Origin of the sequence: Thiorhodococcus minor (genome assembly GCF_010820565.1) — a bacterium.
In the GTDB taxonomy this organism is placed as follows: Bacteria; Pseudomonadota; Gammaproteobacteria; order Chromatiales; family Chromatiaceae; genus Thiorhodococcus; species Thiorhodococcus minor.
Window position 1 is genome coordinate 1 of record NZ_JAAIJQ010000043.1, and the last position, 18,854, is coordinate 18,854.

15 protein-coding genes and 2 pseudogenes are annotated in these 18,854 nt (G+C 66.0%); 9 read left to right on the forward strand and 8 right to left on the reverse strand.

Annotation, left to right across the window (positions count from 1 at the left end):
- Positions 1-134: 134 nt before the first annotated feature.
- From G3446_RS14810 to G3446_RS14820, 3 genes and pseudogenes are all read right to left on the reverse strand, one after another.
- A pseudogene (locus G3446_RS14810) lies at positions 135-440 on the reverse strand (HepT-like ribonuclease domain-containing protein); the annotation flags it as partial.
- A complete protein-coding gene (locus G3446_RS14815; protein WP_164453607.1) occupies positions 412-702 on the reverse strand; it encodes a nucleotidyltransferase domain-containing protein in 291 nt (96 codons plus the stop codon). The pseudogene G3446_RS14810 and the gene G3446_RS14815, both read right to left, overlap by 29 nt.
- Positions 703-1,095: 393 nt before the next feature.
- On the reverse strand, positions 1,096-1,611 hold the full coding sequence (locus G3446_RS14820) for an MOSC domain-containing protein (protein ID WP_164453608.1): 516 nt from the start codon (positions 1,609-1,611) through the stop codon (positions 1,096-1,098).
- Positions 1,612-1,760: 149 nt separating this feature from the next.
- On the opposite strand from G3446_RS14820, the gene G3446_RS29450 reads away from it, so the two are divergent.
- Positions 1,761-2,336: a Y-family DNA polymerase gene (locus G3446_RS29450; RefSeq protein WP_483414735.1), complete on the forward strand. Its 576-nt coding sequence runs from the start codon at positions 1,761-1,763 to the stop codon at positions 2,334-2,336.
- A gap of 91 nt (positions 2,337-2,427) precedes the next feature.
- Here G3446_RS29450 and G3446_RS29455 read toward each other — a convergent pair.
- Positions 2,428-2,670, reverse strand: a pseudogene (locus G3446_RS29455) (threonine/serine exporter family protein); the annotation flags it as partial.
- Positions 2,671-2,955: 285 nt separating this feature from the next.
- The gene (locus tag G3446_RS14835) at positions 2,956-3,186 is read right to left on the reverse strand and encodes a DUF1640 domain-containing protein (RefSeq protein WP_164453609.1); all 231 of its coding nucleotides are present in this window, start codon (positions 3,184-3,186) and stop codon (positions 2,956-2,958) included.
- Positions 3,187-3,645: 459 nt separating this feature from the next.
- Between G3446_RS14835 and glgX the strand changes: the two genes are divergently transcribed.
- Entirely contained in the window at positions 3,646-5,943 is a 2,298-nt protein-coding gene (glgX, locus tag G3446_RS14840) for a glycogen debranching protein GlgX (RefSeq protein ID WP_164453610.1), read from the forward strand.
- Between the two features lie 201 nt (positions 5,944-6,144).
- Here glgX and G3446_RS14845 read toward each other — a convergent pair whose 3' ends face one another.
- A complete protein-coding gene (locus tag G3446_RS14845) occupies positions 6,145-6,834 on the reverse strand; it encodes a histidine phosphatase family protein (protein WP_164453611.1) in 690 nt (229 codons plus the stop codon).
- A 122-nt stretch (positions 6,835-6,956) separates the two neighbouring features.
- Positions 6,957-8,333, reverse strand: coding sequence for an exodeoxyribonuclease VII large subunit (gene xseA / locus G3446_RS14850; RefSeq protein WP_164453612.1), 1,377 nt, complete (start codon positions 8,331-8,333; stop codon positions 6,957-6,959).
- Between the two features lie 141 nt (positions 8,334-8,474).
- On the opposite strand from xseA, the gene guaB reads away from it, so the two are divergent.
- The 4 genes from guaB (at position 8,475) to tadA (ending at position 12,756) form a co-directional block, all read left to right on the forward strand.
- Positions 8,475-9,941, forward strand: a complete 1,467-nt coding sequence (guaB, locus tag G3446_RS14855; RefSeq protein WP_164453613.1) for an IMP dehydrogenase — start codon at positions 8,475-8,477, stop codon at positions 9,939-9,941.
- 101 nt (positions 9,942-10,042) lie between these two features.
- Complete coding sequence (locus tag G3446_RS14860; protein ID WP_164453614.1) at positions 10,043-10,660, forward strand: Uma2 family endonuclease; 618 nt, start codon at positions 10,043-10,045, stop codon at positions 10,658-10,660.
- A 15-nt stretch (positions 10,661-10,675) separates the two neighbouring features.
- The gene (guaA, locus tag G3446_RS14865) at positions 10,676-12,250 is read left to right on the forward strand and encodes a glutamine-hydrolyzing GMP synthase (RefSeq protein ID WP_164453615.1); all 1,575 of its coding nucleotides are present in this window, start codon (positions 10,676-10,678) and stop codon (positions 12,248-12,250) included.
- Positions 12,247-12,756 (forward strand): tRNA adenosine(34) deaminase TadA, encoded by a 510-nt coding sequence (gene tadA, locus G3446_RS14870; protein ID WP_342450123.1) that lies wholly within the window; start codon positions 12,247-12,249, stop codon positions 12,754-12,756. Before guaA ends, tadA begins: the two co-directional genes overlap by 4 nt.
- Here the strand turns inward: tadA and G3446_RS14875 are convergent.
- Positions 12,735-13,832, reverse strand: coding sequence for a transporter substrate-binding domain-containing protein (locus G3446_RS14875; protein ID WP_164453617.1), 1,098 nt, complete (start codon positions 13,830-13,832; stop codon positions 12,735-12,737). The two genes, tadA and G3446_RS14875, sit on opposite strands and share 22 nt — an antisense overlap.
- 264 nt (positions 13,833-14,096) lie before the next feature.
- On the opposite strand from G3446_RS14875, the gene G3446_RS14880 reads away from it, so the two are divergent.
- The 3 genes from G3446_RS14880 to G3446_RS14890 all read left to right on the forward strand — a co-directional run bounded on the left by G3446_RS14880 (position 14,097) and on the right by G3446_RS14890 (position 18,819).
- Positions 14,097-15,866, forward strand: a complete 1,770-nt coding sequence (locus G3446_RS14880) for a hypothetical protein (protein ID WP_164453618.1) — start codon at positions 14,097-14,099, stop codon at positions 15,864-15,866.
- 74 nt (positions 15,867-15,940) lie between these two features.
- Positions 15,941-16,732 carry a DUF2272 domain-containing protein gene (locus G3446_RS14885; protein WP_342450121.1) on the forward strand — a complete coding sequence of 264 codons (792 nt, stop codon included), beginning with the start codon at positions 15,941-15,943 and terminating at the stop codon, positions 16,730-16,732.
- Positions 16,733-16,953: 221 nt separating this feature from the next.
- Entirely contained in the window at positions 16,954-18,819 is a 1,866-nt protein-coding gene (locus tag G3446_RS14890; RefSeq protein ID WP_164453619.1) for a DUF4082 domain-containing protein, read from the forward strand.
- The last annotated feature ends 35 nt before the right edge of the window (positions 18,820-18,854 follow it).

Sequence of the window (18,854 nt, forward strand, 5' to 3'; positions counted from 1 at the left end):
GTACGCGCCGCGTCGGGGATGTCTGGGAGGGTGATCGGAGCGGGCATGCCGGGAGCGATTCGAAGGTCAGGATTCGGAGCCGAGGCAATACTCTAACGGATCTCCTCAGCCAAGGCTGCCACGACTTATTGAGAAGTTACGTCATCGATTCCCAAATAGCCGCGGATCAAACGATTTCGTGTCGCGATGATGAGACGCCAAGGGATTTGAGGGTTGGCCGAATGCACATCATCGGGAATATGCGTCGCGGCCTCGCCAATCAGCTCAAGGTTTCGGAGCGTGGCGTCGTAGACGAGCGAGTTGCCGACGAATGTCTGCTGGTCCAGTCCCTGTGAATAGGCCGATACCTTCTCTCCAAATGCGATCATGTCGTCGAGGTAGAAGCCCCACTCTCGTTTGCTCTCGGTGGGGTCAGACACGAATCGCCTCGCGTTCGACATAAGGCACCAGCTCTCGGCGCAGTGCCTTGCGAGTGACGAGATCAACCGAGCGCCCAAGAAGGTCTTCGAGATAGAACTGAACGCCGAAGTAGCGCTGCGAGGTCGAGGGTCCATCGAAGGACACCAGGATATCGATGTCGCTGTCCACCCGCTCATCGCCACGAACGGTTGACCCAAAGAGCGCCAGCTCGGAAACACCAAAGCGTCGAGCCAGATCCGCCTTGTGCTCGGCTAGAAGCTTCAGCGTTCGTTCTCGGTTCACGTGTTCACCTCTACAGCAGGAGCAATAGCTCGATGTCGCGCCTTATGCGCGTTGATTGGATCAAGTTGCGCTGCAGCAAGCCTAGCATGGGACTCCCTGAGTCGCGATGACCTGAGGTGAGGCTTTTCAGCCAGAACCGAGCTTACACGGATCGCAACCAACACCTGGCTGTCCGCAAGAGACAATGTGCATGGCACGTCGAAACGTCACTCGCTTAAGCCGCTCGCCGATGCCGTTGCAACAGGGTCCATCAAGACGGGTCGGCGCGGCCAAGCCCCAGAACGCCATGAGAGCAGACTGAGTGACTCACTCGAGCGCACGGCTCTCAAGACGGCCAAATCCTCGAGGCTCCGATCGAATCGCGCGCATCTGAGGCCTCTCGCGGGCTCGGATTCACTCGACCTTGTCATCGGCGCCATCCTCGACGGGACCAAGCGCAACGACGTCATCCCCAACCGCAAGACGACCGGCGCGGATGATGCGGGCCGTCAAGCCGCCGTGCCCACGCATCGCGTTGTAGCCACCGGCGCCAAGGACCTCCTCCATGCGCGAGCAGGGATGGGCTAACCCCGAGCCCTCCAGCACAGCCGCGCCGATCTGGAACCGCCACCCCTTGAGTGCGAGCAGGTTGATCCCGGAGACCACCAGGTTGCGGCGCAAGACCTCGGGCGCCGGTGCAACACAACCCAGCAGCGCCCCGATCACCGCCAGGTGCTCGGCCTGAATCAGGGTGACTTGGCGCGAGCCGCGCCCGCGTGCGCGATAATGGTCGCCCTCCAGACCCTGGCCAGCCAGGGCGACGACAGTCTGGGGCGTCTGAACGGATGCACGCCGTTCGGGACGCAGACCGATCCACTCCAGGCGCCCGGAGCGCGGGAAGCAGGCCTGCAGCGCATGAATATCTGGCATAGGATTCAGAGAAGCCGAAGTGAAGGATGACACAGCCTGCCGTGGATACCCGTTTGGCTCAACCAGGGTGTCGTGCCCGCCCCTTGGACGAAGCCCGCCAGCGCAGGGAACCTCACCAAATGACGACAATACCTGAGCCCGATCGACCCATGTCCCGTCTGATCCTACATGTCGATCTCGACGCCTTCTACGCGTCGGTCGAGCAGCGCGACCATCCCGAATGGCGCGGTCGGCCGGTGGTGGTCGGTGCCGAGCCGGGTACGCACGGGGTCGTCGCTACCTGCTCTTACGAGGCTCGCCGCTTCGGCGTGCACTCGGCCATGCCGATCGCGCACGCGGTGCTTCGGCTGCCGCCCGAGACGGTCCCCGATGTGGATGAGGATCTGCGCGACGGGCGCGGCGTCAGTGATGAAGGCGATGATGCGCATGTCCGCGCCGCAGTTGGGACAGACCAGGGGCAGCGACGCGAACAGCCGGGCCAGCAGCATGGCCCAGAGATCGCTTGCCGGGGAGCGAGCGTTCGGCGCCGGGGCGGGCAACGGTTTGGCGACCTCATCGCGGGCACTTGGGTTGTCGGCTGCAGCACGTCCATACGCGATGGCTGGCGCACGCAGGGGCGAGTTGGGGGCGATCACGCCGTGGTAGCGATGGCGGTGGCACCGAGGCGGCGGCCAATCTGCGAACAAGCTGTGCCGCGAGATGGTCGATCACTTCCAGTGGCGTGAGCGTCAGCGCCCTGGTGCCAGGCGCTCGAGCGCGAACGGGGGCCGAGCACAATCGCGCAGCAGCGGGCGTGGCTCCGGGCCTCAGCTCCAGCGTCAAGGACTCCATGGCGGCGATGCGGCCGGCGTTGACGCTGATGGCCGGAATCGTCTCAACCAGGGTGTGGCTGCGACCGCCCTGCCGGCAGGTCGCGATCAGGGTGTTGAGCGTCACCGCGGCGTGAACCGCGTCGAGCCCCAAGGCAGCGCCAACCCGGCTCGTCTCCTCCTTGACGCGATAGACGCCAGTGCCGGCGGCGGCCATCAGCGCGCCTGCGCGAACGACCGTCTGGCACAGGGCGTCGAGCGCGGAGGCGTCCCGACAGGGCTAGATCGACGAAGGGGGCGGGGTCACAAGGGCACACCAGTGGGGGCGGAAAGGACTAGGGACAGGAGAATGGCGGGTCGGTTCCGGGCGGGCGTCCGCGTGGTGAACGCCGGCGCCACGTCAATCAGGTCTGCGAAAGAGGCGGCAGGGAAGGGATCGCGCGACGAGAGGCGCGACCGAGCTGTTAGTCGCTGCGCGTCGATCGTTCGGTAAGGCGGGGAAGAGAGGCGGACTCGATCGGCGTCGATCGCCCGGCTACAGCAACTCGACCAGCGTCGCAACCGCCGCGATTGCCGCCATCATCATGGCGCCAAGCTTGATGACCAAGCGATACTCAGGCTCACGCAAGTCGGTCTTGGTCGCAAGCTCAGCCTCGATATGCGCCGCACGAAACGCCTCGGCAATGGCCCCCGCCTGGCTCTCTGGATTGCCAAAGTCCTTCAGGGTCCGGATGAATTTGTGCGTATCGAGGACAATCGTACTCATCGAGCCGTCCCGTTCAGGTCAAGGGAAACAGTGTGAGCTCCGCCTAAGCCAGTCAATACCTCCTGACCTGATACTCACAGAAACCGACAGGTGTCCCGCTGGAGCGACGCGAGCAAGTCATCACCCCGCGCACATTGCATCAGGCTGGCGGCGCGATCGAACGCCATACGAGCTCACGAGGCTGCTCAGATCAGTCACGACTGGCCATTCCCTGTCGGTTGGCATTAACCTAGTCCCTCTAGCCCACGCTTGAGACCGCGCCTAGGTCTCTGCCCTCACCGCTCGACCCGACGCCCCATCCTTGACCCTTGGAGCGGGGCGCCGGAATCTTTAACCAAGGGGACAATGCCCTTTGGTCGCCGCCCTCCAGTCTGTATCGAGACGGCATCATGCGCGCGGCCCCCATGGCCGCGGCGAATCTCCAAGACCCCCAGCAGGACGACCGCGAGGCACGCTTCCATGGACCTAACATCTCTTTCCGGCAAGAAGCGGCTCCCCTCCGGGACTTCGCCAAAGCGCGAGTCACGCGTTCAGGAAGGATCGCCGCATCGTCTCGGCGCCACCTGGGACGGCCGCGGCGTCAACTTCGCGCTTTTCTCCGGCAATGCCACCAAGGTCGAGCTGTGCATCTTCGACCAGCATGGCCGCCGCGAGATCGAGCGCATCGAGCTGCCGGAGTACACCGACGAGATCTGGCACGGCTACCTGCCCGACGCGCGCCCAGGCGCCGTCTACGGCTATCGCGTCCACGGCCCCTATGAGCCATCGGCGGGCCATCGCTTCAATCCTAACAAGCTGCTCCTCGATCCCTATGCCAAGGCGCTGGTCGGCAACCTGCAGTGGAGCGACACCCTCTTCGGCTATCGCTACGGCTCCCCCAAGGGCGATCTCTCGTTCGACCGCCGCGACAGCGCCCGCTCCATGCCGAAGTGCCGCGTCATCGACCCGGCCTTCACCTGGGGCCGTCATCGCCGGCCGAAGATCCCCTGGGAGCGCACCATCCTCTACGAGACCCAGGTGCGCGGCTACACCATGCTGCACCCCTTAGTCCCACCGGCCAACCGGGGCACCTTCGCCGGCATGGCGCAGCACGAGGTGATCTCCTACATCAAAGGGCTGGGCGTCACCTCGGTCGAGCTGCTGCCCGTGCACGCCTTCATCGACGATCACTTTCTGGTCGAGCAAGGGCTGCGCAACTACTGGGGCTACAACACAATCGGCTTCTTCGCCCCGGACCCGCGCTATTTGGCCAACCCGATCATCAACGAATTCAAGGAGATGGTCGCGCGCCTGCACGATGCGGGGCTGGAGGTCATCCTGGACGTGGTCTACAACCACACCGCCGAGGGCAACGAGCAGGGACCGACGCTGTCCTTCAAGGGGATCGACAACGCCGCCTACTACCGGCTGATGCCGGACGACCCGAGGTACTACATCAACGACACCGGGACCGGAAACACCTTCAATCTCACGCACCCGCGGGTGCTGCAGCTGGTGCTGGACAGCCTGCGCTACTGGACGACCGAGATGCATGTGGATGGCTTCCGCTTCGACCTGGCAACCATCCTGGGCCGCGAGCTGCACGGTTTCGACCCCAGCAGCGGCTTCTTCGACGCCATCTGCCAGGACCCGGTGCTCGCGGGCGTCAAGCTGATCGCGGAGCCCTGGGACATCGGCCCGGGCGGCTATCAGGTCGGCAACTTCCCGCCCGGCTGGGCCGAGTGGAACGACCGCTACCGCGACACGGTGCGCGCCTTCTGGAAGGGCGACGAGGGCAAGCTGCCGGAGCTGGCGGCGCGGCTGAGCGCCTCGGGCGACCTCTTCCACAAGCGCGGGAGACGCCCCTGGGTCTCGGTCAACTTCGTCACGGCGCACGACGGCTTCACCCTCCAGGACCTCGTCTCCTACAACGACAAGCACAACGAGGCCAATGGTGAGGACAACCGCGACGGCCACGCGCACAACCTGAGCTGGAACCACGGCGTCGAGGGACCGACCGAGGACGCGGCGATCAAGACGCTGCGCGCGCGTCAGAAGCGCAATTTTCTCGGCACCCTGCTGTTCTCGCTCGGCACCCCGATGATCCTGGCCGGGGACGAATTCGGCCGCACCCAGCACGGCAACAACAACGCCTATTGCCAGGACAACGAGACCAACTGGATCGATTGGACGCGCATCGACGAGGACGGCAAGCTGCTGGCGGACTTCACCCGCGAGCTGATCAGCCTCCGCCAGTCCTACCCGCTGCTGCACCGCAACCGCTTCCTGACCGGGGAGTATGACGCCGAGCTGGACGTCAAGGACGTGACCTGGCTGACGCCGGAAGCCACCGAGATGACCCCCGAGCAATGGCACGACGTGCACGCACGCTGTCTCGGCGCACTGCTCGACGGCCGCGCGCAGGCGTCTGGGATCAAGAAACCTGGGGCCGACGCCACCCTGCTCCTGGTCGTCAACGCCCACCACGAAAGCCTGCCCTTCCGGCTGCCCGAGGTGGTGGGCAGCAAGTCCTGGCTCTGCCTCATCGACACGGCGGCACCCGAGCGCAGCGAGCCGCCGAGTATTCAGTCGGGTGGGACCTACGAGGTTGGCGACCGCTCGCTTCTGCTGTTCGCGCTCAAGCCGGAGCGCAAGTCCTGGCTCACCCTGAGGTCGCTCGCAGAGATGATGCAGCGGGAGACCGAGGCGAAGCGCAGGCGGGACCAGGGAATCGACGCAGGCCTGGGCCGGCTGATCAAAGACGGAAGACCGAGGTGACGCGGTAGACGGGTGGAGACGCATACGCGGCCCCGCCAACGATCGGGCAACCCTGGGAATCTTGACCTCTCGATCAACAGGTGTCGGCCTGGAGGCCGACACTCCCAGGGCCGGCGAGACGTCCTCGAAACGCGCATGGGCCATCCCTGACTCATCTTCGCGGCCTTCGCGTCTTTGCGGTTCAAATCGCCGACTTCAGGCTCAGACATCGCCGCCGCGCTTATCCGGCGCGCTCCACCAGCGTGACAGCCGCTGCTCGAAGCAGCGCTCGGGCAGCCTGTCGTAGTGCGAGATGTCGTTGAAGAGCTTCAGCCGGGCGCGGACGTCGTTGGCGAACTCCAGAATGGTCAAGGCGGCCGGGCTCTGATCCAGCCGGTCGCGATATCCGCGCGCGTCGAAGCCCAGCAGGCTGCTGATCAGCAGGCGGTTCGTGCCCTTGTGCGAGACGATCAAGACCGAGCGATGCCGATGCCCTTGAACGATACGCCGGATCACGGGCAGGGCGCGCGCGAGCACCTGCACGCCGGACTCGCCCCCCGCCGGCGCAATGGTCAAGGGATCTTCTTGCCAGGCGTCGTACTCCTCGCCGAACGTCTGCTCGATCTCGTCGCGCGTGCGCTCTTCCCAGTGCCCGTAGGCGATCTCGCGCAGATCCGGCTCAGCTCGCACCTCGCAGCCATGAGGTGCGGCGATGATGCGCGCCGTCTCCAGGGTGCGGCCCATCGGGCTGGCGTAGATGCCATCGAGGGTGTCGCAGCGCAGCCGCTCGGCCAGGGCAGCCGCCTGGCGACGGCCCTCCTCGGAGAGCGGCACATCGGTGGATCCGGCAAAGCGGTCTTCGGCCGTCAGCTCGGTCGCGCCGTGCCGCACTAGATAGATTCGCGTTGGCATGGTGGCTCCTTGTCAGAACTTGGAATGCGTTGGCGATCCACACAGCATGTGGCCCCGTGCAGGGGTTCCAAGGCATTCAAGTACTGAAGCCCCGGACCAGTCGCGGCGGGCATGACAGGCCCTCAGTCGCTCGAATCGTCGTGGACGACGGCCTCGAAAGTGCCTCCGGCGACACGCGCCCGAACCCGGTCACCCGCCTCCACCTGCGCCGGATCGCGGACGATCTCGCCCTCGGGCAGCTTGGTCAAGATGGCATAGCCGCGTGTCAGCGTCCCCAAAGGACTGCGCGCCTCCAAACCCGAGACCGCGCGCATGAGGCGCTCGCGGCGGTGCGCCAGCAGCTCACTTTGCGAGCGGATCAGGCGCTGCTGAAAACTGGCAAGCCTGAGCTGCGCGCGCTCGATTCTGCGATCGGGCGACACGGCCGCAAGGCGATCCATCAAGGGCTGCAGACGCCGCCGCGAGCGCGCAACGCGCTCCGCGATGAGCGCCCGCAGCCGGATCTCGGCACGGTCCAGCCGCTGGGCCTGCTGCTGCAGCCGCGCCGCCGGATGCAAGAGCGCCAGGTGGCGGGTGACGGCGGTCAAGCGCTGACGGGATGCGTCGATCTTGCGCTGCTGGGCACCGTTGAGGCGGGTCGAGAGCGCAAGCACACGTTGACGCAGGTGCTCTGCCGACGGCGCGACCAGCTCGGCCGCCGCCGAGGGTGTCGCGGCACGGCGGTCGGCCGCCAGGTCGGCGATGGTGAAGTCGATCTCGTGGCCGACGCCGCTGACGACCGGGATCCCTGAAGCGCGAATGGCGCGTGCCAAGCCCTCGTCGTTGAAGGCGTTGAGGTCTTCGAGCGAGCCCCCACCCCGGGCGAGGATGAGCACATCACAGTCGGCCCGCGCGTTGGCGGTCTGCAGGGCGGCGATCAAGGACGCGGGCGCGGCCTCGCCCTGGACCTGGGCCGGATAGATCATCACCGGCAGTCCGGCGAAGCGTCGGCCGAGGACCGTGAGCAGATCGCGCAGGGCGGCACCGGATGGCGAGGTGATGAGCCCGACCTGGCGAGGAAAAACGGGAATGGCCTTCTTGACGGCCTCGTCGAAGAGACCTTCGGCGGCGAGCTTTTGCTTGAGGCGCTCGAAGGCCAGTCGCAACGCGCCCTCCCCGCCTGGCTCCATGTGCTCCACGACCAGCTGGAAATCGCCCCGGGGCTCGTAGAGGGTCACGCGGGCGCGCACCAGAACCTGCTGACCGTTCTCCGGTCGAAACGGCAACAGGATCCGCTTGGACCTGAACATGGCGCAGCGCACCTGCGCGGCCTCGTCCTTCAAGCTGAAGTAGATGTGTCCCGAGGCCGGCTGGGCCAGATTCGAGAGCTCACCGCGCACCCAGAGCAGCGGAAAGCTGCCATCGAGCACGGCGCGGACTTCGCTCGTGAGACGAGCGACGCTGTAGATGTCGCGGTTGAAGTCGGTACTGGATGCCGCGGCGGCAGACGTGATGGGCATGCGAATCTGTGACCTCGTGCTCAGTCCAACGCGACGAATGGCTGCACCGAGCGAACATAACCGAGTTTACTGGTCGAAATATAGATTTTATACTTATCTGTTATCTTCCAGCTTTGGAACCGATCCGCGGAGCCGATTTCCATGCGCCTGATCCAGGAAGCCCTCACCTTCGACGACGTCCTCCTCGTCCCTGCCCACTCCACCGTTCTGCCCAACGAGGTGGATTTCCAAACCAAGCTCACGCGCCAGATCGACCTGCGCATCCCGCTCGTCTCCGCGGCCATGGACACGGTCACGGAATCCCGCCTGGCGATCGCCATGGCGCTGGAAGGCGGCATCGGCGTCATTCACAAGAACATGAGCGCCGAGCGCCAGGCCCGCGAGGTGCTGGCGGTCAAGAAATACGAGAGCGGCATCATCCGCAACCCCATCACGGTGCCGCCGAGCATGAGCATCGGCGAGGTCGTTCAGCTGACCCATGCCAACAACATCTCCGGCGTGCCCGTGACGGACGAGGGTGAGCTGGTCGGCATCGTGACCGGCCGCGACCTGCGCTTCGAGACCCGGATGGACGCCCCGGTCTCGGCCATCATGACCCCCAAGGACAGGCTCGTCACCGTACAGGAAGGCGCCAGCCGGCAGGATGTCATGAACCTCCTGCACAAGCATCGCATCGAGAAGGTGCTGGTCGTCAACAAGGACTTCGAGCTGCGCGGCCTGGTGACGGTGAAGGACATCCAGAAGGCCAAGGACTTCCCCAAGGCCTCGCGCGACGGCCAGGAGCGCCTGCGCTGCGGCGCGGCGGTCAGCGTCGGCAAGGGCACGGAGGAGCGCATCAGCGCCTTGGTCGAGGCCGGTGTGGATGTCATCGTGGTCGACACCGCCCATGGGCACTCGCAAGGCGTGCTGGACCGCATCAAGTGGGCCAAGGCGCACTACCCAGAGCTGCAGGTCATCGGCGGTAACATCGCGACCGCGGCGGCGGCGCATGCGCTCGTCGAGGCCGGCGCCGATGCGGTCAAGGTCGGCATCGGCCCGGGCTCCATCTGCACCACCCGCATCGTGGCGGGCGTCGGCGTGCCTCAGATCACTGCGGTCGCGAATGTCACCGAGGCGCTGCAGGGCACCGGGGTCCCCTTGATCGCGGACGGCGGCCTGCGCTTCTCCGGAGACATCGCCAAGGCGATCGCGGCCGGCGCAAATAGCGTCATGATCGGCGGCCTCTTCGCCGGCACCGACGAGTCCCCCGGCGAGGTCGAGATCTACCAGGGCCGCTCCTACAAGTCCTACCGCGGCATGGGCTCGCTCGGCGCCATGGGCTCGTCCGAGGGCTCGAGCGACCGCTACTTCCAGGAAGGCACGGAGAAGGAGAAGCTGGTCCCGGAGGGCATCGAGGGCCGCGTGCCCTACAAGGGCAGCCTGCTCAACGTCATCCACCAGCTCATCGGCGGCCTCGGCTCCAGCATGGGCTACACAGGTTGCGCGACCATCGACGAGATGCGCACCAAGCCGGAGTTCGTCCGCATCAGCGGGGCCGGAGCGCGCGAATCTCACGTCCATGACGTGCAGATCACCAAGGAAGCGCCGAACTACCGGATCGACAACTGACCTCAGCGCACAGGGCGTTGAGCAGCCGCCGGAAGCCCCCTGTGCGACCGGAGGCACAGCCTCGAATCCCGACGCTGACCAGACCTCAGGAGTCCGGGCAAATGCTCAGCCAAACCGACTACCAGCAGCGTGACGACAGCCCGAGCGAAGATCACATCGTCTGCCTCCACGATGTGAGCTGGGAGGGCTACGAGCAGCTCCTGGAGATGCGCGGCGATCACTCGGCGCCGCGCATCTCCTATCTGGAAGGAGAGGTCGAGATCATGAGCCCGTCCCGGACACACGAGGCGATCAAGTCGCTCATCGGCTGCCTGGTCGAGACCTACTGCCTCGAGCGCGATATCGCCTTCTCCGTGCTGGGCTCCTGGACGCTCAAGTCCAGCGACCGCACCCGAGGCGCCGAGCCGGACGAGTGCTATATCTTCGGCGACCCGGGAGTGGAGCGCCCGCATCTCGCCATCGAGGTCGTCTGGACCTCGGGGCGCATCGACAAGCTCGAGATCTACCGCAAGCTCGGCGTGGCGGAGATCTGGTATTGGCGCAAGGGCAGCATCCAGCCCTACCGTCTGCAAGACGAGCGCTACGTCCCCATTGCACAGACTGAGGTCTTGCCCGGGCTCGACCTGCAGCTACTGACCCGCTTCCTGGATCAGCCGACCACATCCCAGGCCATCAAGGGCTTCCGCGAAGCCCTGCGGGCCACATCGAACGACCACTAGCCAAGCCGACCGCACATGTCCAACATCCACGCCGACCGTATCCTCATCCTCGACTTCGGATCGCAGTACACCCAGCTGATCGCCCGCCGGGTGCGCGAGGCCGGCGTCTATTGCGAGCTGCATCCCTTCGACATGGATGCACAGGCCATTCGCGACTTCGCGCCGAGCGGCGTCATCCTCTCCGGTGGCCCGCAGTCGGTTCACGAGGAGGAGACGCCGCGCGCCGATCCGCTGGTGCTCGACCTCGGCGTGCCTGTCCTCGGCATCTGCTACGGCCTGCAGACCATGACCGCCCAGCTCGGCGGCGATGTCGTGCCCGCGACCCACCGCGAGTACGGCTATGCCCAGGTTCGCGCGCGCGGTCACTCGCAGCTGCTGCGCGACATCGAAGACCACACCAGCCCCGAAGGCTATGGCCTGCTCGACGTCTGGATGAGTCACGGCGACCGTGTCGAAAGCCTGCCGCCTGGCTTTCACGTCATCGCCGAGACCGACAACGCCCCGCTCGCGGGTATCGCCGACGAGGAGCGCCGCTTCTACGGCGTACAGTTCCATCCCGAGGTCACCCACACCCGCCAGGGCCAGCGCATCATCGAGCGCTTCGTCCACGACATCTGCGGCTGCGGACGCCTCTGGACAGCGAGCAACATCATCGAGGACAGCATCGCGCGCGTGCGCGAGCAGGTCGGCAGCGACAGGGTCCTGCTCGGCCTGTCCGGCGGGGTCGACTCCAGCGTGGTCGCCGCCCTGCTCCACCGCGCCATCGGCGATCAGCTCACCTGCGTCTTCGTCGACAACGGGCTGCTGCGCCTCGGCGAGGGCGATCAGGTCATGAGCACCTTCGCCCGCCACATGGGCGTGAACGTCATCCGCGTGGATGCGGAGGACCGCTTCCTGGGTCGGCTCAAGGGGGTCAGCGACCCCGAGCAGAAGCGCAAGATCATCGGCAACACCTTCATCGAGGTCTTCGACGACGAGGCCAGCAAGCTCCAGGACGTCAACTGGCTCGCCCAAGGGACCATCTACCCGGACGTCATCGAATCCGCCGGCGCCAAGACCGGCAAGGCCAAGGTCATCAAATCCCATCACAATGTCGGCGGCCTGCCCGAGGAGATGAACCTTCAGCTCGTCGAGCCGCTGCGCGAGCTGTTCAAGGACGAGGTTCGCAAGATCGGGATCGAGCTGGGCCTACCCTCGGAGATGGTCTATCGCCACCCCTTCCCCGGCCCCGGCCTCGGCGTGCGCATCCTCGGCGAGGTGCAGAAGGACTTTGCCAAGACCCTAAGGCTCGCGGACCACATCTTCATCGAAGAGCTGCGCCGCGCCGACCTCTACGAGCAGGTCTCCCAGGCCTTCGCCGTCTTCCTGCCGGTGCGCTCCGTCGGCGTGGTCGGCGACAATCGACTCTACGCCCACGTCATCGCCCTGCGCGCGGTGGAGACCATCGACTTCATGACGGCCCGCTGGGCGCACCTGCCCTACGACTTCCTCGACCTGGTCTGCCGCCGCATCGCCAACGAGGTCGAGGGCGTCTCGCGCGTCGTCTACGACATCACCGGCAAGCCGCCGGGCACCATCGAGTGGGAATAGCCCCATCGCCGGAGGATGAGCGCTGGATGAAACGGGCGCTCATGCTTGCCCGGCGGGCCTCGGAAGTGGGTGAGGTCCCGGTCGGCGCCGTTCTGGTCGGTGACGGCGAGGTCATCGGCGAGGGCTGGAACTGCCCGATCGGCGAGAGCGACGCCACCGCCCACGCCGAGATCCAGGCGCTGCGCGACGCTGGCGGTCACATCGGCAACTATCGGCTGCCAGGCACGACCCTGTACGTCACGCTCGAGCCCTGCGTCATGTGCGCTGGCGCCATCGTCCATGCGCGCGTGGCAGAAGTCGTCTATGGCGCCACAGACCCCAAGGCCGGCGCCTGCGGGAGCGTCTTCGACCTGCTGCCCTCGGACGGCAGGTTCAACCATCGGACCGAGTGCCGCGGCGGGGTTCTCGCGGATGACTGCGGCGAGACCCTGAGGGCCTTCTTTCGCGCGCGGCGTCGCAGCAAGTCGACCGGCGAGGCAGGGGCTCAGCCCGCGTGCCCGAGGTAGCCCTCGACCATGGGCGTCCATTCCGGGCTTTGGATCATTCGCAGAATCCACCGATTGACGGTCTCGCGCAGCTCGGCCTCTGGCGGCAGCGCGATCCCATAATCCTGCCGCAGCAGAATGCCCGGCAGCACACGGAGCTCACCCGCGTGCTCCGAGCTGACCAGATATCTCAGGATGGGGAGGTCATAGACGACGGCATCCGCCCGCCCCGCGGCCAGCCTGTCCAGGGCCTCGGCGACATCCCCGACGGACCTGTAGCGGACGAGCTTCTGGTCGAGGAAACGGGCGCTCGTGCTGCCCTCGGCCGTCACCACCCGCTTCCCATAGAGGTCGCCGAGCCCACTCACGCTCTGCCCTAGCTCGCCCACGGTCAGCGAGCTTGCGATGGCGGCCGTGAAGCTGGACACCACCACGACACTCGTAAACATCCAGACCAGACCGATCAGGCGGCCGGCGAAGGTCACGGGGGCCTTGTCGCCATAGCCGACGGTGGTCATGGTGACGGCGGACCACCAGATCCCCGAGCCGACGCCCTGGGCCGGCTTGCCGGAGAACTGAGCGTTGCGACGACGCTCGGCAAGCCACACCAGGGCCCCAATCAGGGTGAGGACACCCAGCAAGGCCGCCAGGGATTGCAGAAAGGCGCCCGAGGCTACCCCCCGGAGCGCGGAGAACCAGGTCAGCTCAGGCCGCTGCGGGACCGCCACCCCGAGTCCGGAGGTGAAGAAGGGGTGCGTAAAGTCGACCCGCTGCTCACGCTCGGCGGTGATGGTCAGGGCCGCGGCCGCGGCGTCGATCTCCCCAGCCGCAACCGCACCCAACATCTCATCGAGCCCCATCTCCCGGAGCCGGATCCTCAGCCCCTCCTCATCTGCGATGCGACGCAGCAGCTCGATGGTGATGCCATCCCAGCCTTGGTCCCGCTTGATGGCGAAGGGCGGTGCATCACGCGTCGCAATCACGAGCTCGCGCGAGCCGGAGGGCTCGTCGGCCCCCGCCTTTGCAGGCAACATCGCCAGCAACAGCAGGCTCAACGGAATCAGGATCAGGGATGCGTGGCGGTCTATGCTCCTCATCGCGAATACCCTCTCCTCGCATGCGTGCCTTGTCCGGCGCGGACCTGCCGCAAGTCAGCGGCGCGGCGCCTGGACCCCGGGCATGGTACAGGAGCCGTCGCGCAACTGCCTCGACCCCAGAGGGCTCGACGCGCAGGCCAGACGCCGAAGAGCCTCGGGACCCAGGCCTTCCAGCCCGGCCTGAGACTCGGGCCGACGGTCCCACGGGCGGCGAATCCGGGATACACTCACCTGAATGTTGAGCCAGACAGTGGGCAACCTCTGATGTCAGCAGCCAGCTTGCTCAGGGTCCTATGCATCGGCCTCCTCGGCCTCGCCGGATTCATTCAGCCTGCCGGGGCCGACTGCCGGCAAGGCGCGGAGGTCCATCTGTGGACCGCGCCTCTCGAGCCAGCGCCGGGCTATCCGCTGGAGGTCTTCGCGGTCGCGACCGACGGCCGCCTGGACGATGTCGTGGTCACGGATCCCTCGGGCAGCCGCAGCCGCCTGCGCAATCTCAGCAGCGGCGGCCCGCCCTGGAGCAACTACGGGACTGTCTTCCGCCCCACCCAGGGGACCTACCGCATCGAGGCGCTGCGGCGCGGCCAGGTCGCCGCCTGCACCCAGATCCGGGTCGGTGGTGGCAGCAGCGATCGCGGCTCGGGCGAATGGGATCTGGCCGCCGAGGCCCTCTATTCGGCGTGGATCGAGCACCTCTTCAACGCGCCGCTCGATCGGCCGCTGAGCTTCAAATCGCTGGGACCCGTGCTGAGGGATCCGGCGCAGAATTTTCTCTACAACTACCTTGGCGCGCGCGAGGACGAGCGCCTGCCTGCCGAGCCGGATTGCGCGGACCTGCCTTATTACCTGCGCGCCTACTTCGCCTGGAAGCTCGGCCTGCCGTTCGCCTACCGCAGCTGCGACCGGGGAAGCAGCAACCGCCCGCCCAGATGTCAGTCGCCGACCATCGAGACGGGCTTCGTCGGCACCCGAGCTTCGGTAGCCAGGTTCCGGCAGGTCGCACGGGCGGTCATCAACACCGTCCACTCCGGCAGCGTCCGCACCCGTCTGGACGACGACAAGACCGACTTCTATCCGGTTCCGCTGAAGCGCGACGCCATGTGGCCCGGAACGCTCTACGCCGACCCCTACGGCCACATCATGATCATCGTCAAATGGGTGCCGCAACAGGGACGGCGCAGCGGACTGCTCCTTGCCGTCGACGCCCAACCGGACAACTCGGTCACCCGCAAGCGCTATTGGGAGGGCAACTTCCTCTTCGCGCAGACCCCGAGCGCCGGGCCGGGCTTCAAGACCTTTCGGCCGCTGGCCCGCAGCAGGGGAGCAGGTTGGCGCGTCTTGCCGAGCGCGGCCCTCGACGGCCGCTCCGGACTGCCCCGCTTCTCGACCGAGCAGGCCCGCATGGATCCCGAGGACTTCTATGCCCGCATGGAGAAGCTCATCAATCCCTACGGCCTAGATCCGGCGTCCGCTTACGAGACCACCCTGGACGCCCTCATGGAGCAGCTGCAGACGCGCGTCACCTCGGTGGACAACGGGGAGACCTACATGCGCGCCCATGCCGGAACCGTCGTCTCCATGCCCAGCGGGTCCGCCATCTTCGAGACCACCGGCCCTTGGGAGGACTACGCCACGCCGTCGCGCGACATGCGCCTGCTCATCGCCATGAAGGTTCTCGACGAGCTGCCAAGGCGGATCATGCGCTTTCCCCAGCTCTATGTGCTGAACGGCGAAAGCCCCGCACGCGCGGCGAGCCGCATCGAGCGGCTGCACGGGCAGCGCCTGCGCGAGCGCTCCATCAGCTACGAGCGCAGCGACGGCAGCACTTGGCGTCTGACATTGGGGGAGATCTACGACCGGCGGCAAGCGCTGGAGGTCGCCTACAATCCGAACGATTGCATCGAAACACGCTGGGCTGCCCCAACCGGCAGCACGGAGGCGTCGACCTGCCGCCGCACGGCACCGCGGGCCCAGCGCCAGCGCATGGAGCAATACCGATCCTGGTTCCGCGAGACGACACGCCCGCCCCGCTAGGGCGGCGCCCTGCGGAAGGCTATCCGATACACCGCCCACCTCATCTATGCTCACCTCGTTAAGGAGTGCGCCCCGTGTCGATCCAAAGCATCGCCGGAAGCTGGCCAGGAGCGGCAGCCACCATTCTCGTCAGCCTGCTCCTCGTCGCCTGCGCCACCCCGCCGCAGCCGGGCGCCACCGGGCAGCGTGCGTCGGGGAGCTGGGCCGGCACCCCCATTGGCTCCCCTCCGGTGCCGAGCCCGGCCATGAAACGCACCATGATCTCCAGGGCGAATCAGGAATGGAGCTACTTCGGCCGCCAGACCGTCGTCTTCAAGGGCACCGAGGAGAGCATCCCGCACGTCGGCGACTGGGAAGACGACGACTACCGCTACAGCCGTCGCGTCAACAGCTATTGGCGCGCCGTCGGCAAGCCCCGCATCGACGGCATGGACTGCAAGAAGCCTTGGTCCGCCGCCTTTATCAGTTGGATCATGAAATCCTCAGGGGTCCCCGAGAGCCAATTCAGGCGCACGCCAGCACATTGGGTCTACCTCACGGACATGATCCAGAACGCCAGCCTCCCGGGCCGCTATTTCGTGCCCCGCCGCCTCAGCGACTACAGCCCGCAGCCTGGCGACCTGGTCTGCGCCTACCGCAAGCCCTCCTACGTCCGGACTTTCAACGGCTACACCAGCGCATCCGCACTCAAGGGTGTCAGGGGGCACTGTGACCTGGTGGTCACCAACAATGGTCGGACCCTAGACGTCATCGGCGGCAACGTCCGCAATTCCGTCTCCAAGAGCACCCTGGAGCTCGACAGCCAAGGCCGCATGCAGCAAGTCCCCCGGAGGCCCTGGCTCCTGATCCTGGAAAATCGGCTCTAGCCGCGAAACTCGGGCAGGCGTCACGCTTCAGACAATCCAGGCCAGCTGACCCCGCACGTCCTGGATGGACGGCCAACCGAGGGATCGAGGCCTTGCTATCATCGCGACCCGCAAGTCACAACCGCTCGGGCCGAGCCAGCCGCCCTCTCGCATCTGCGCGTCTCCTGATCGCGCAGACGCACGTCCGCTCAAGCATCTGCGATCAAGCAAGGAGCAGCACCATGAATCCACTCAAGCCCAGGCTCGCGGCAGCTAGCGCCCTCCTTCTCCCCCTTGGAGCACAAGCGAGTCTCGGGACCTCACTCTATTTCTTCAGCGAATCAGGCGACTACATCGGCCAAGGCGTCGAGTCGACCTGGACCCAGGCGGACGGCACCTTCAACGTCTCGCGCAACTACGACGACGGCATTACCGTCAGCTTCAACGGCGACGACTGGTGGACGCTCAACTTCGCGGCGCCCGGCGAGGTCACCATCACTCCAGGTGTCTACCAGGACGCCGCGCGCTTCCCGTTTCAGAATGGCGATCAGCCAGGTCTCAGCGTTTCCGGCTCTGGACGCGGCTGCAACACACTCACAGGCCAGTTTCAGGTTCTGGAAGTCAGCTACGAGGCCGATGGAAGCGTGGCGCAGCTCGCGGCGGATTTCGAGCAGCACTGCGAGGGTGACCCGGCGGGGCTATTCGGCTCCATCCGTGTCAATTCGGACCTGCCGGTCACCAGGGGTCACAGCCTGCTTCGCTTCGACAGCGAGACGGGCGACTACATCGGCCAGGGCCTCGTCCACACCTGGACACCAGAAGACGGCAGCTTCGGCGCGGAACGCAACTTCGACCAAGGCGTCTCTATCGATTTCGATGGCCTGACGCCATCCACCTGGTGGTCACTCGACTTTGCGGCGGCCCAGGCCGTCGACCTCGAGCGCGGCGCCTACGAGGACGCGACACGTTTCCCATTCAACGCGGAGAGCGAGCCTGGTCTCAGCATTTCCGGTTCTGGACGCGGCTGCAACACCCTGAGCGGACGCTTCGACGTCCTCGAAGCCCGTTATTCCGACGCAGGCAGCGTGGAGCGCTTCGCGGCCGATTTCGAGCAGCATTGCGAGGGGGCGGATCCCGCGCTGTTCGGCTCGATTCGCTTCGACTCCTTCGAGGAGATCAGCGATGGATTCACGCTTCTGGGCTTCGACAGCGAGCCAGGCGACTACATCGGCCAGGGTCACAGCCAAACATGGCGCCGCTCCACCGGCCAGTTCAGCGTCTCACGCAATTATGACGAAGGCGTCACCCTTCGCTATGAGGACGACGATCCAGGCGAGGACTGGACGCTCGACTTCGCCGCCCCCGGCAACGCAGCGCTCGAGGTCGGCACCTACGACAGCGCGACCCGTTTCCCCTTCCAGGCGGCGACCGATCCCGGGCTAAGCGTCTCTGGATCAGGACGCGGCTGCAACACCCTCACCGGCACCTTCGACGTCCTCGAGATCGCCTACACAGATTCCGGGGACGTGGAAAAGCTGGCGATCGACTTCGAGCAGCACTGCAACGGCGCCGAGCCCGCGCTTCATGGCGCAATCCGCTTCAACTCACGCATTCAGGTATCCGAGACGCCGATCGAGGACGGCGACGGCGCGGCGACGCCTTGGCAGACAAATGCCAGCGGCTACCTGCGGACCGACATCGGCTTCAACTACGCCATGGGCTACCGCTTCACCCCGCAAGAGGCTGGTGAGATCACCGCGCTAGGCGGCTTCTTCAACGGGACCAAGACGGTTCGCCTCTTCGACGACACCACTGGACAGGTGCTGGCGGAGACCAGTGTCACCGCGGCCAACGACTGGGCCTATCAGGAGATCGACGCCGTTCCGGTCGTCGCCGGCCAGAGTTACCGCGTGGCTGTCTACCTCGCCGGCTCGGGTGCGAGCTACCGCTACGGCACTGAGTCTTTTCCGAGGACATACGGGGATATTCGAATCGAAGGCACTGTCTACGCACCGACCTATCAGGACGCATCCGCCCGGCCCAGGTACTTCTGGGCCGGCACCATCATGTACGGTCAAGCGGACGTCCGCTTCGCGCCCCTGCCCTAGGGTTCCATCCATCTTGTATCGCAGGGATGCGTGAC